Raw genomic sequence first — 12860 nt, forward strand, 5'->3', positions numbered from 1 at the left:
CAGCTCAGCGAGCGGTCAGCTCTGGCCGCCGGCCAGCTTCTCGCGGAGCGCCGCCAGCGCCTCGTCCGAAGCCAGCGCACCGGAGGTGTCGCCGCCCTCGGAGGAGTACGAACCGCCGCCGGACGCGGCCGGAGCGGCGGCCTCGCCACCCTCGGCAGCGGCCTGGGCGTCCGCCTCGCGGGACTTGATGACCTGCGCCTGGTGCTGCTCGAAGCGCTGCTGCGCCTCGGCGTACTGGCGCTCCCACTCCTCGCGCTGCTTCTCGTAGCCCGGCAGCCAGTCGTTGGTCTCCGGGTCGAAGCCCTCGGGGTAGATGTAGTTGCCCTGGTCGTCGTAGGACGCGGCCATGCCGTACAGGGTCGGGTCGAACTCGACCGAGGCCGGGTCGGCACCGAAGGACTCGTTGGCCTGCTTCAGCGAGAGGCTGATGCGACGGCGCTCGAGGTCGATGTCGATGACCTTGACGAAGATCTCGTCGTTGACCTGGACGACCTGCTCCGGGATCTCCACGTGGCGCTCGGCCAGCTCGGAGATGTGGACCAGACCCTCGATGCCCTCGTCCACGCGGACGAACGCACCGAACGGAACCAGCTTCGTGACCTTGCCGGGCACGACCTGGCCGATCTGGTGGGTGCGGGCGAACTGCTGCCACGGGTCTTCCTGGGTCGCCTTCAGCGACAGGGAGACGCGCTCGCGGTCCATGTCGACGTCGAGGACCTCGACGGTGACCTCCTGGCCGACCTCGACGACCTCGGAGGGGTGGTCGATGTGCTTCCAGGACAGCTCGGAGACGTGCACCAGACCGTCGACGCCGCCCAGGTCCACGAAGGCACCGAAGTTGACGATCGAGGAGACCACACCGGAGCGGACCTGACCCTTCTGCAGGGTCGTGAGGAACGTCTGGCGGACCTCGGACTGGGTCTGCTCCAGCCAGGCACGGCGGGACAGGACCACGTTGTTGCGGTTCTTGTCCAGCTCGATGATCTTGGCCTCGAGCTCCTTGCCCACGTAGGGCTGGAGGTCGCGGACGCGGCGCATCTCGACCAGGGAGGCCGGGAGGAAGCCGCGGAGGCCGATGTCGAGGATGAGACCACCCTTGACGACCTCGATGACGGTACCGGTGACGATCCCGTCCTCTTCCTTGATCTTCTCGATGGTGCCCCAGGCACGCTCGTACTGGGCGCGCTTCTTCGAGAGGATCAGGCGGCCTTCCTTGTCCTCCTTCTGGAGAACGAGGGCCTCGATCTCGTCACCGACGGCGACGACCTCGTTGGGGTCGACGTCGTGCTTGATCGAGAGCTCGCGGCTCGGGATAACGCCTTCGGTCTTGTAACCGATGTCGAGCAGGACCTCGTCCCGGTCGACCTTCACGATGACGCCGTCGACGATGTCGCCGTCGTTGAAGTACTTGATCGTCTCGTCGATCGCTGCGAGGAAGGCTTCCTCGTTACCGATGTCGTTGACCGCTACCTGCGGGGTGGTGGCGGTGGTCTCGGTGCTGCTCGTCATGTGGGAAAGGGCTCCGGTACGGACATTGAGTCGTAGGTACTGCTTACGCCGGGAGCCCGTTTCGCTCTGCAGAAGCCGGACAGCCAAGGAAGCGCCACACGAAACCACTGGTGGCGCCTCGACAACCGAGGGGACATACAACAGATGCGAGCGCAGCCTGCTACGTCTGAGGTGCGCAGGCCCGCAGCGCAACTTGTAGCATACGGGGGCAGCCGGGCAGGGTCAATGCGCGAACGCGCACACCCGGGGCGGATCGCCGCATACCCGGCACAAAACCTGTCTCCTGAGGCCACACAGGCCCCCGGCGTCCCTTCCGTGTCGCCACCGGGACGGGGTTGGACGGAAGAGTACGACGAGGGAGCCGATCATCCAAGAGCCCGTATCCCCCGAGCCCGTGACGCCCGAGCCCGAGTCCGAGCCGGAGGCCACCCGGCGCGCGGCCGGCGTCACGGAGAGCTCCCGGGCCAACCGGGGCTGGTGGGACCGCAACGCCGACGAGTACCAGGTCGAGCACGGCACGTTCCTCGGCGACGACCGCTTCGTGTGGGGCCCCGAGGGCCTGGACGAGGTGGAGGCGGAACTGCTCGGACCGCCGGAGGAGCTGAAGGGCCGGGACGTGCTGGAGATCGGCGCCGGCGCGGCCCAGTGCTCGCGCTGGCTGGCCGCCCGGGGCGCCCGCCCGGTCGCCCTGGACATCTCCCACCGCCAGCTCCAGCACGCGCTGCGGATCGGCGGATCGTTCCCTCTGGTGTGCGCGGACGCCGGCGCGCTGCCCTTCGCGGACGGCTCCTTCGACCTGGCGTGCTCGGCGTACGGGGCGCTGCCGTTCGTGGCGGACCCGGTGCTGGTGCTGAAGGAGGTACGGCGGGTGCTGCGCCCGGGCGGCCGGTTCGTCTTCTCCGTCACCCACCCCGTCCGCTGGGCCTTCCCGGACGAGCCCGGACCGGAGGGGCTGACGGTGGCCGCCTCCTACTTCGACCGCACCCCGTACGTCGAGCAGGACGACGAGGGCCGCGCGGTCTACGTCGAGCACCACCGCACGATCGGCGACCGGGTGCGCGACGTGGTGGCCGGCGGCTTCCGGCTGGTCGACCTGGTCGAGCCGGAGTGGCCGGCCTGGAACACCTCGGAGTGGGGCGGCTGGTCGCCGTTGCGCGGGAACCTGATCCCGGGCACGGCGATCTTCGTGTGCGTGCGGGACTGAGGGACTGAGGGACGTGATCCGACACGACGCCCTGGGCGCCCTGCCGGTGCGCGGCGCCCTGCCCGCCCTGACCGGCGCGCTGGACCGGCACGGCACCGCCGTGCTCGTCGCGCCTCCCGGCACCGGCAAGACCACGCTGGTGCCGCTGGCGCTGGCGGGCCTGCTCGGGGAGGGAGCGGCGCGGCGGGTCGTCGTCGCCGAGCCGCGCCGGATCGCGGCCCGCGCCGCCGCCCGCCGGATGGCGTGGCTGCTGGGCGAGTCCGCCGGCGAGAGCGTCGGGTACACCGTGCGCGGCGAGCGGGTCGTCGGCCGCCGCACGCGCGTGGAGGTCGTCACGACCGGTGTGCTGCTGCAACGCCTCCAGCGCGACCAGGAGCTGACCGGCGTGGACGCGGTGGTGCTCGACGAGTGCCACGAGCGGCACCTGGACGCGGACACCGTGGCGGCGTTCCTGTGGGACGTGCGGGAGACGCTGCGGCCGGAGCTGCGGCTGGTGGCCGCCTCGGCGACGACCGACGCCGAGGGCTGGGCGGCGCTGCTGGGCGGGGCGCCGGTGGTCGCGGCGGAGGGCGTCGCGCATCCGGTGGAGGTGGTGTGGGCGCCGCCGGCCCGGCCCGTACGCCCCCCGCACGGCATGCGCGTCGACCCGGCGCTGCTGACGCATGTGGCGTCGGTGGTGCGGCGGGCGCTGGCCGAACGGGACGGGGACGTGCTGTGCTTCCTGCCCGGCGTCGGTGAGATCGCGCGGGTCGCGGGGCAGCTCGGGGACCTCGGCGGCGTCGGCGACGTCGAGGTGCTGCAGGTGCACGGGCGGGCGCCGGCGGCGGTGCAGGACGCCGTGCTGAGCCCCGGCCGGCGGCGGCGGGTGGTGCTGGCCACCTCGGTGGCGGAGTCGTCGCTGACGGTGCCCGGCGTGCGGGTGGTCGTCGACTCGGGTCTGGCGCGGGAGCCGCGGGTGGACCACGCGCGCGGGCTGAGCGCGCTGACCACGGTGCGGGCGTCGCAGGCGGCCGGACGGCAGCGGGCGGGGCGTGCCGGGCGGGAGGCGCCGGGCGCGGTGTACCGGTGCTGGGCCGAGGCGGAGGACGCGCGTCTGCCGCGTTTCCCGTCGCCGGAGATCAAGGTGGCCGACCTGACGGCGTTCGCGCTGCAGGCGGCATGCTGGGGGGATCCGGACGCGTCCGGGCTGGCGCTGCTGGATCCGCCGCCGGGCGGGGCGATGGCGGCGGCGCGGGCCGTGCTGACGGCCGTGGGCGCGGTCGACTCCGCCGGACGGGCCACCCGGCGGGGCGTGCGGCTGGCCCGGCTGGGGGTGCATCCCCGGCTGGGGCGGGCGCTGCTGGACACCGGCGGGGCGGGCGCCGAGGTGGTGGCGCTGCTGTCGGAGGAGCCGCCGCGCGAGTACGGCGACGACCTGGCGGCGGCGCTGCGGGCCGCCCGGCGCGGCGGCGACGCCTACGCGGGCCGGTGGCGGACGGAGGTGCGGCGGCTGCGGGCCGCGGCGGCGGAGTTCACCGGCCCGCCGGACAGCGGCGCCGGCTCCGGCGTCGGCGGCTCCGGCGTCAGCGGCCCCGGCGCCGCGAGCGACGACGCGCTCGTCGGCCGGGTCGCCGCGCTCGCCTTCCCGGAGCGGCTCGCCAAGGCCGACGGCGGCTCCTACCTGATGGTCTCCGGCACCCGCGCCGAGACCGGCGAGGGCACCGGGCTGCGCGGCGCCCCCTGGATCGCGGTCGCCGTCGCCGACCGGCCGGTCGGCAGCAGGCACGCGCGCGTGCGGCTCGGGGCGGTCGTCGACGAGGAGGCGGCCCGGCTCGCTGCCGCGGCACTGCTCCGGGAACGCGACGAGGTCCACTGGGCGGCCGGGGACGTCGTCGCGCGGCGGGTGGAGCGGCTGGGCGCCGTCGAACTCGCCGTACGGCCGCTGCGGGACCCCGACCCCGCCCCGGTGCGCGAGGCCCTGCTCGACGGGCTGCGGCGGGAGGGGTTCGGGCTGCTGCGGTGGACGCCCGACGCGGCCGTCCTGCGGCAGCGGCTGGCCTTCCTGCGGCTGCACCTCGGTGAGCCGTGGCCCGACGTCGGCGACGACGCGCTGCACGCGCGCGTGGACGAGTGGCTGGAGCCGGAGCTGGGCCGGGCCCGGCGGCGGGCCGACCTCGCCCGGATCGACGCGGGCCGGGCGCTCGCCCGGCTGCTGCCCTGGGCGTCCGGGCAGGCCGCACGCCTCGACGAGCTGGCCCCGGAGCGGATCACCGTGCCGAGCGGGTCCAGGATCCGGATCGACTACGGGGATCCGGAACGGCCCGTGCTCGCCGTGAAGCTGCAGGAGATGTTCGGGCTGCACGAGTCGCCCGCCGTCGCCGGCGTGCCGCTGCTGGTGCATCTGCTCTCCCCCGCCGGCCGGCCGGCGGCCGTCACCGCCGACCTCGCCTCCTTCTGGAGGGACGGTTACCGGGCCGTGCGGGCCGAGCTGCGCGGCCGCTACCCCAAGCACCCCTGGCCCGAGGACCCGGCCACCGCCGAACCGACCCGGCACGCCGGCGCGCGGCTCAGACGGTGACCGGCTGTGGCGCCGGGTCGGCCGGTTCCGGGCCGGCCGGGCGGCGGCCGCGCGCCTCCAGCGACAGGGAGAGCGCCAGCAGCAGCGTGCCGAGGGCCAGGAAGCCCCACGGCAGGTAGGACGTCATGAGCAGGACGAGGGTGCGGTTGGACTTGACCAGGGCGACGGTGTGCTCGATGTAGTCCTCGCGCATCTTCACGTGGCCGGCGAACGCGGTGACCTTCTCGCGGCCGCCGAGCAGGGTGCCGCCGCGCAGTTCCTCCCGGTGGATCTCCTCGCCGTAGACGGGGGCGCCGGTGACGGGCTCGACCCAGAATCTGCGCACGGTGGTGTACCAGCGGGTGGTGCCGGTCTTCGCGACCGACTCGGGGGTGATGCCGGCGACGGGCATGGTCCTGGGGAAGGGGACCTCGGTCCAGGGGACGGTCTGCTCGAAGTAGTACACCCGCACGCCGCGGAAGTCCCGCGTGCCCTTGTAGTGGATGGGCGCGGTGACGCGGGCCTGCGCGTCGAAGTACCGGTAGTCCCGCTTCTGGGTCAGGAACGGCCACTTGAACTCGATGCCCTGCCGTCTCACCGGGGCGCCGTCGACCGACTCGCCGGTGGCGTGCACGGGTTCCTGGGTGTGGGCGTCGAAGATGTAGCGCTCAGGGACCTTGGAGACCATCTTGCCGTCGGGTCCCTGCACGTAGGACAGGCCGTCCCAGACGACGACGTCCCGGCCCGCCGTCCGCTCGATCCTCTCGGCGGCCTCCACATCGCCCTTGAGGGTCTGCACGATGGTCACCTTGGAGACCTTGCGGGCCTTCATGGTGCCGTAGTCGAGGAGGGTGGCGTTCTTCGCCTCCAGGACCATGTCCTGGTACGTGTTCGCCGGAACCTCGGCCAGGCGCGGGAAGGCGTACCAGCGCAGCAGCGGGGACAGCGCCGCGAGGAACACGGCGAAGGCGAGCAGGATCAGACTGGCCTTGCGGCGCATCTCGGCCTCCCTCGCGGGCGGTTACGGGTGTGCGGGCACCGTCGTCAGCAGCGGCTTCGGGGAGGTCTTTCCCGTCGGTGTGCCCAGGGCGGTGAGTGTGAGGACCAGGGCGAGCGCGACGGCGAGACCGGTCGCGGCGGCGATCAGGGCGCGCATGCGGGCCTCCCGGCGGACACGGACTGACAGGTCGTCAGATCCGGCACCGTAGCAACGCCCGGGCGAGATGAGAACACGTCGCACGCACAACGACGGCGGCGCCCCCCTCGTGCAGGGGGACGCCGCCGTCGTGCGAAGGACTAGGCGCTGGGGCTCGCCGACGCGGTCGGGTCGGCCGACGCGCTGGACGAGGGAGACGCGCTGGACGAGGGAGACGCGCTGGGCGAGGGAGACGTGCTGGGCGAGGGCGACGTCTCGGCCGCCGCGACCGTCAGTTCGACGGTCAGGGTCGCGCCGCCCGCGGTGGTGACGCGCAGCAGGAAGGTGCCGGTGGTGTCGTCCGCGTACAGCTTCGGCAGCTTCAGCAGGCCGTTCGCGTCCGTCCGCAGGCCCGTCAGGGTGCGTACGGTCTTGCCCGCGGCGTCCTTGAAGTAGGGGCCCTTGTCGTTCTCGGTCGCGTCGTCCGCCGACTTGATCAGGGTGGCGGTGGCCGCGACCTTGCCCGCGACGGCGCCCTTGTAGGTGGCCTTCACCTCGACCTGGTCGGCGAACTCGCCGCCCGGCGTGCAGGTCAGCGCGGTGTCGCTGGTGCGGGCGAGGGTGTCCGCGGCGCGCTCGGTGACGGTGGCGGTGTAGTCGAGGCCGGGCACCGAGCGGCCGACGACGGTCGCGCGGACGGTGAAGCCGCCCGTCTTCTCGCCCGCCCGCAGCGCCGGGGCGACGGCCACGCCCGTGCTGTCGGTGGACGCCGTGGCGACACGCTCGCCGCCGGTGAAGGTGGCGTCGGTGTCGCCCGTGATCGTGAAGCGGACACGGACCTTGCCGACGGCCTTGCCGGCCTTGGTCTCGGCCTTGGTGCTGATCTTCTTGGCGAAGGTGTCGCCGGCCATCGCGGTGAGCTTGGCGGTGCCCGCGTCCGCCAGGTGGTCCACCGTGTCGGTGGGAGTGGGCGACGGGGAGGACGGCGTGCCCGGCTCGTCCGACTTCGGCGGCGTGGGGCTCGGGGAGCCGGTGCTCGGCGGCGTCGCGGGCGGCGTCGGCGAGGGGCCGGCGTGGTCGTCGCTGCGGCCGGAGGGAACGGTGCCGGTGCCGTCCGGGATCTCGTGGGTGCCCTTGCGGTAGTACTCCAGCCACGACAGGACCGTGTTCAGGTAGTCCTGCGAGTGGTTGTAGCTGAGGATCGCGCTGTGCAGGTCGGACTGGCGCGACAGGTCCCAGCCGTTGCGGCACAGGTAGTGGCCGGCGGCCAGGGCGGCGTCGTAGACGTTGTTGGGGTCCTTCACCCCGTCACCGTTGCCGTCGCGGCCCGCCCACGCCCAGGTGGAGGGGATGAACTGCATGGGACCGACGGCCTGGTCGTAGGAGCTGTTGCCGTCGTACCGGCCGTTGTCGGTGTCCTGGATGAGCGCGAAGCCGTTGCCGTCGAGCTGCGGGCCGAGGATCGGGCTCAGCGTGGTGCCGTTCGCGTCGACGCGGCCGCCGCGGGCCTGGCCCGACTCGACCTTGCCGATGGCGGCGAGGAGTTGCCAGGGCAGGTTGCAGCCGGGCTTGGCCTCCCGCAGCGACGCCTCGGCCTTCTTGTAGGCGTCGAGGACGGTCGCGGGAATGCCGGCCTCGGCGCTGCCCTGCGCCACGGGCGTTCCGGCGGTGGGCGCGGGGCTCGGGCTGTTCAGCGGCGGAAGGTCCGTGTAGTACGGCGAGTTGCCGGTCGCACCGCCGTCGCCGGAGGTCGTCGCTTCCGGCGAGGGCTGGGCGTCGGCCGCGGTCGTTCTGCCCTGGCCGTCGACCGTGACCCCTGGCGCCTGGGACGCGGACAGGGCCGCGACCGCGAGCGCGGCCACGGCGGTGGTCGCCGCTCCCTTGTACAGCCTCCTGCCGAATTGCGCCGCCATAGAGTGAACCCCTCCCGTGGACGCCCGAGCGCCCGTCTCTGTCTGCCGTGCGTCTGACTGCCCTGTGATGCTGCCCTGTGATGCTGTGTTCGTCTGCTGTGACGATCGAGCCGCCGTGGAGGTTGCCCTCCGTGCGCCGTCCGGGGTTCCGGTTCGACGCGCGCCCGGCCCGGGGGCCCAGGCGACCCTACGACAACTTGTTTTGCACCGGCACCCGTTCGCACCCGCCTTTCACCAGTTGGCCATGTTCCGTTGTCCGGCGGCCATTCGCCCATACTTGACGCGACCGGTCACCCGGCCGACCGCCCGGGCCGTGCACTGTCGCGAGGAGCTCCGTTGCCGTTCACCCTCAGCCACGCGGCGGCCGTGCTGCCCGCCGTGCGCACCGACGGAACCGGCCGGGGACGGCTCGTTCCGGCCCTGCTCGTGGCGGGTTCCTTCGCACCCGACATGACCTACTACGCGGCGAGCGCGGTGTCCGGGGCGATGGAGTTCGGGGAGGTCACGCATTCCCTCCCCGGCGTCTTCTCGGTCGACGTGCTCGTCTCCTGGGCGCTGGTCGCGCTGTGGCTGCTGGTGCGCGAACCGCTGGTGGCGCTGCTTCCGCGGGCCCGGCAGCCGCGGCCGGCGGCACTGCTGCGGTGCGGGATGCCACCCGCGCGCGTGAGCCCGCGCCAGGTGGCCCGGTGGTACGTCTCCGCCGCGCTCGGCGCGCTGACGCACGTGGTGTGGGACGCGTTCACGCACCACGACCGGTGGGGCGTACGGCTGCTGCCGGTGCTCGGCCGGGAACTGGCCGGCGCGCCCGGCTACTGGTACCTGCAGTACGGCAGTTCGGCGGCCGCCGCCGTGGTGGTCGTCGTGTTCCTGGTGCGTGCGCTGCGGCGGGCGCCCGCGTCGGCCCGGCCGGCCGGGGTGGCGGTGCTGTCGGTCCCGGACCGGTGGTGGGCGGGGGCCGTCACCGGCGGGTGCGCCGCGGCGGGTGCGGTGCAGCGGGCGTCTCGGTGGTGGGAGTACTGGGGAGCGACCGCCAAGCCATGGGAGCTGATCCCGCCGGTGTGCTTCGGCGCGGGCGCCGGGCTGGTGCCGGGCCTGCTGCTGTACGCGGTGGGCGTACGGATGTGGCGCCCGGCTCCGGCCCGGGCCGGCGCGGAGCCGGAGCGGGTCACCGCGCAGGGTGGTCGCCCGGCCGCCCGGGGAGACCGCCCGCCGGTACGACGAACACGGTGACGGTACGGGCGCCGCGGGAATGGCGGGTCAGGAGCCCGGTGAGGCAGTTGCGGCCCAGCCCGGCCCACAGGCGCCAGGCGGGCGGTTCCTCGGGGCGGGGGAGTCTGCGCAGGGCCCGCGCCAGGCAGGTCCTCCCGCGCCGCAGGACGAGGGCCGGGCCGGCCGGGACACGGGCGGTGCTGGCGCCGGCCGCGTAGACCGGCACCGCCGCGACGGACGGGGCGGGCACCGCTCCGACGCCCGCCCGCGCCGGCCCGGGCCGACGGTTGAGCATGCGTATACCCATGCCCGCATCCTGGCGGGACGCGGGAACGGGGGCGTGCCGACGGGGTCCAGGTGAGTGACGCCCACCCCACCGGGGCCACGGGGCTCGGCAGGCCCCCGGCCCGAGCAGGCCGGGGGAAGTCAGCGGCGGTCCGGCAGCACCGCGAAGGGGCGCGGGGAACCGCGCGACCGGCCACGACGGCGCGGCAGGCGACCGGCGGGCATGGCGCGACCCTTCCAGCGCGGAGCGCCTGCGCGGCCCTTCCGGCGGAGCGCCCAGGCGCCTAGTGCGCCGCCGACTCCCAGTCCGGGCCCACGCCCACCGAGACCCCCAGGGGGACCCTGAGGTGGACGGCGTTCGCCATCTCGCGGCGGACGATCTCCTCCGTGGCCGTGCGCTCGCCGGGGGCGATCTCCAGGACGACTTCGTCATGGACCTGAAGGAGCATGCGGGACCTCAGACCGGCCTCGCGCAGGGCCCGGTCCACGTTCAGCATGGCGATCTTGACGATGTCGGCCGCCGTGCCCTGGATCGGCGCGTTGAGGGCCATCCGCTCGGCGGCCTCGCGGCGCTGGCGGTTGTCGCTGTTGAGGTCGGGCAGGTAGCGGCGGCGGCCGAAGAGCGTCGCCGTGTATCCCGTCGCCCTGGCCTCGTCGACGACCCGGTGCAGATAGTCCCGTACGCCGCCGAACCGCTCGAAATAGGCGTCCATCAAGGCGCGGGCCTCCGCCGCCTCGATGTTCAGCTGCTGGGAGAGACCGAAGGCCGACAGTCCGTACGCCAGGCCGTAGGACATCGCCTTGATCTTGCGGCGCATCTCCGCGTCGACCGCGGCGGGTTCGACCGCGAAGACCCGCGCGGCCGCGGTGGTGTGCAGGTCCTCGCCCGAGGTGAACGCCTCGGTCAGGCCCGCGTCCTCGGAGAGGTGGGCCATCACGCGCAGTTCGATCTGGCTGTAGTCGGCGGTCATCAGGGACTCGAAGCCCTCGCCGACGACGAAGCCGCGGCGGATGGCCCGGCCCTCGTCCGTGCGGACGGGGATGTTCTGCAGGTTCGGGTCCGTGGAGGACAGGCGCCCGGTCGCCGCGACCGTCTGGTTGAACGTGGTGTGGATACGGCCGTCCGTCGCGATCGTCTTGATCAGGCCCTCGACGGTGACGCGCAGCTTCGCCTGCTCGCGGTGCCGGAGCATGATCACCGGCAGCTCGTTGTCCGTCTGGCCGGCGAGCCAGGCGAGGGCGTCGGCGTCCGTGGTGTAGCCGGTCTTGGTCTTCTTCGTCTTCGGCAGGCCCAGCTCGCCGAAGAGGACCTCCTGCAACTGCTTGGGCGAGCCCAGGTTGAACTCGTGCCCGGCGGCCGCGTGGGCCTCCTTCACCGCCTGCTGCACGGCGCCCGCGAACATCTGCTCCATGGCCTCCAGGTGGGCCCGGTCGGCCGCGATGCCGTGCCGCTCCATGCGGGCGAGCAGGGCGGAGGTGGGCAGCTCCATGTCGCGCAGCAGGTCCGCGGCGCCGACCTCCCGCAGCCTGTCCTCGAACGCCGTGCCCAGGTCGAGGACCGCGCGGGCCTGGACCATCAGCGCCTCGCGCTCGGCGTCGTCGTCCGCGCCGAAGGCCAGCTGGCCGTCGGCCGCGGCGGCCGGGGCCAGCTCGCGTCCCAGGTACTCCAGGGACAGCGCGTCCAGGTCGAAGGAGCGGCGGCCCGGCTTGACGAGGTAGGCGGCGAGCGCGGTGTCCATGGTGACGCCGTCGACGCTCCAGCCGTGCTCGGCGAAGACCCGCATCGCGCCCTTGGCGTTGTGCAGGACCTTGGGCCGGTCCGCGTCCGCCAGCCACGCCGCGAAGGCCCGCTCGTCGGCCTCGTCCAGCTCGGCCGGGTCGAACCAGGCGGCCGCTCCCTGGGCCGCGGCGAGCGCGACCTCGGCGACCGAGCCGGTGCCCAGCGCCCAGGTGTCCACGGTGGCGACACCGAGGGCGTCCGTGCCGTGCCCGGTGAGCCAGCCGGCGAGCTCGCCGGTGCCGAGGACCGTGCCGTCCAGCTCCACGCCGTCCGCCGCGACCGGGGTGGTCTCCGCCTCCTCGGCGCCCGGGTCCACCGCGAACAGCCGCTCCCGCAACGACGGGTTGCGGATCTCCAGGGTGTCCAGGACCATCGCGACGGCCTTGCGGTCGTAGGCGGCCCGCTCCAGCTCGGCGACCGCCTTCGGCAGCTCCACCCCCCGCTCCAGCTCGGTCAGCCGGCGGTTCAGCTTGACCGCCTCCAGGTGGTCGCGCAGGTTCTGCCCGGCCTTGCCCTTGACCTCGTCGACGCGCTCCACCAGCTGCGCGAACGACCCGAACTGGTTGATCCACTTCGCGGCCGTCTTCTCGCCGACCCCGGGAATGCCCGGCAGGTTGTCCGACGGGTCGCCGCGCAGCGCCGCGAAGTCCGGGTACTGCGCGGGCGTCAGCCCGTACTTCTCCACGACCTTCTCCGGGGTGAACCGGGTCAGCTCCGAGACGCCCTTCGTCGGGTACAGCACCGTCGTGTGGTCGGAGACCAGCTGGAAGGAGTCGCGGTCGCCGGTGACGATCAGCACCTCGAAGCCCTCGGCCTCGGCCCGCGTGGCGAGGGTGGCGATGACGTCGTCCGCCTCGTACCCCTCGACGGCGAAGCGGGAGACCTGCATCGCGTCCAGCAGCTCGCCGATCAGCTCGACCTGGCCCTTGAACTCGTCCGGCGTCTTGGAGCGGTTCGCCTTGTACTCCGTGAACTCCTCGGAGCGCCAGGTCTTGCGGGAGACGTCGAAGGCCACCGCGAAGTGCGTGGGCTCCTCGTCACGCAGGGTGTTGGCCAGCATCGACGCGAAGCCGTAGATCGCGTTCGTCGGCTGGCCCGTCGCGGTCGTGAAGTTCTCCGCGGGCAGCGCGAAGAACGCGCGGTAGGCCAGCGAGTGCCCGTCCATGAGCATCAGGCGGGGCCGCTTGCCGCCGGGGATCTTCTCGGTCTTCTTCGAAGCTGTCTCTGCCACGCCCCCGATCCTGCCACGCCGCACTGACAGTCGGCCGCCACCCGTGATCCGGCGCAAC

9 protein-coding genes are annotated in these 12860 nt (G+C 73.5%); 3 read left to right on the plus strand and 6 right to left on the minus strand.

The features are described 5' to 3' along the window. Positions 1-15 precede the first annotated feature (15 nt). Positions 16-1509, minus strand: a complete 1494-nt coding sequence (rpsA, locus tag ACH4ZX_RS30640) for a 30S ribosomal protein S1 (RefSeq protein ID WP_360744681.1) — start codon at positions 1507-1509, stop codon at positions 16-18. A gap of 394 nt (positions 1510-1903) precedes the next feature. Here rpsA and ACH4ZX_RS30645 point away from each other — a divergent pair, with 394 nt between their 5' ends. After that, positions 1904-2713, plus strand: coding sequence for a class I SAM-dependent methyltransferase (locus ACH4ZX_RS30645; protein WP_398279766.1), 810 nt, complete (start codon positions 1904-1906; stop codon positions 2711-2713). 13 nt (positions 2714-2726) lie between these two features. Then, positions 2727-5270, plus strand: coding sequence for an ATP-dependent helicase HrpB (hrpB, locus tag ACH4ZX_RS30650; protein WP_398279769.1), 2544 nt, complete (start codon positions 2727-2729; stop codon positions 5268-5270). Here the strand turns inward: hrpB and ACH4ZX_RS30655 are convergent. The 3 genes from ACH4ZX_RS30655 to ACH4ZX_RS30665 form a co-directional block, all read right to left on the minus strand. Continuing rightward, positions 5260-6249: a DUF3068 domain-containing protein gene (locus ACH4ZX_RS30655; RefSeq protein WP_398279772.1), complete on the minus strand. Its 990-nt coding sequence runs from the start codon at positions 6247-6249 to the stop codon at positions 5260-5262. The two genes, hrpB and ACH4ZX_RS30655, sit on opposite strands and share 11 nt — an antisense overlap. Positions 6250-6270: 21 nt before the next feature. Further along, entirely contained in the window at positions 6271-6405 is a 135-nt protein-coding gene (locus ACH4ZX_RS30660) for an SPW_0924 family protein (RefSeq protein WP_107472664.1), read from the minus strand. 140 nt (positions 6406-6545) lie between these two features. After that, a complete protein-coding gene (locus tag ACH4ZX_RS30665) occupies positions 6546-8297 on the minus strand; it encodes a lytic transglycosylase domain-containing protein (RefSeq protein ID WP_398279775.1) in 1752 nt (583 codons plus the stop codon). Positions 8298-8633: 336 nt separating this feature from the next. Between ACH4ZX_RS30665 and ACH4ZX_RS30670 the strand changes: the two genes are divergently transcribed. Further along, positions 8634-9527, plus strand: a complete 894-nt coding sequence (locus ACH4ZX_RS30670; protein ID WP_398279779.1) for a DUF4184 family protein — start codon at positions 8634-8636, stop codon at positions 9525-9527. Here the strand turns inward: ACH4ZX_RS30670 and ACH4ZX_RS30675 are convergent. Both ACH4ZX_RS30675 and polA read right to left on the minus strand, forming a co-directional pair. Continuing rightward, complete coding sequence (locus tag ACH4ZX_RS30675; RefSeq protein ID WP_398279782.1) at positions 9463-9813, minus strand: hypothetical protein; 351 nt, start codon at positions 9811-9813, stop codon at positions 9463-9465. The genes ACH4ZX_RS30670 and ACH4ZX_RS30675 overlap by 65 nt on opposite strands. 262 nt (positions 9814-10075) lie before the next feature. Continuing rightward, positions 10076-12802 (minus strand): DNA polymerase I, encoded by a 2727-nt coding sequence (gene polA / locus ACH4ZX_RS30680; protein ID WP_398279785.1) that lies wholly within the window; start codon positions 12800-12802, stop codon positions 10076-10078. Positions 12803-12860: the final 58 nt, after the last annotated feature.

This window comes from Streptomyces sp. NPDC020490, assembly GCF_044335305.1.
Lineage (GTDB): Bacteria > Actinomycetota > Actinomycetes > Streptomycetales > Streptomycetaceae > Streptomyces.

Bases quoted from the DNA above. Each gene is read 5' to 3' on its own strand.
- rpsA (WP_360744681.1), bottom strand. From the start codon at position 1,509: ATGACGAGCAGCACCGAGACCACCGCCACCACCCCGCAGGTAGCGGTC.
- ACH4ZX_RS30655 (WP_398279772.1), bottom strand. From the start codon at position 6,249: ATGCGCCGCAAGGCCAGTCTGATCCTGCTCGCCTTCGCCGTGTTCCTC.
- ACH4ZX_RS30660 (WP_107472664.1), bottom strand. From the start codon at position 6,405: ATGCGCGCCCTGATCGCCGCCGCGACCGGTCTCGCCGTCGCGCTCGCC.
- ACH4ZX_RS30665 (WP_398279775.1), bottom strand. From the start codon at position 8,297: ATGGCGGCGCAATTCGGCAGGAGGCTGTACAAGGGAGCGGCGACCACC.
- ACH4ZX_RS30675 (WP_398279782.1), bottom strand. From the start codon at position 9,813: ATGGGTATACGCATGCTCAACCGTCGGCCCGGGCCGGCGCGGGCGGGC.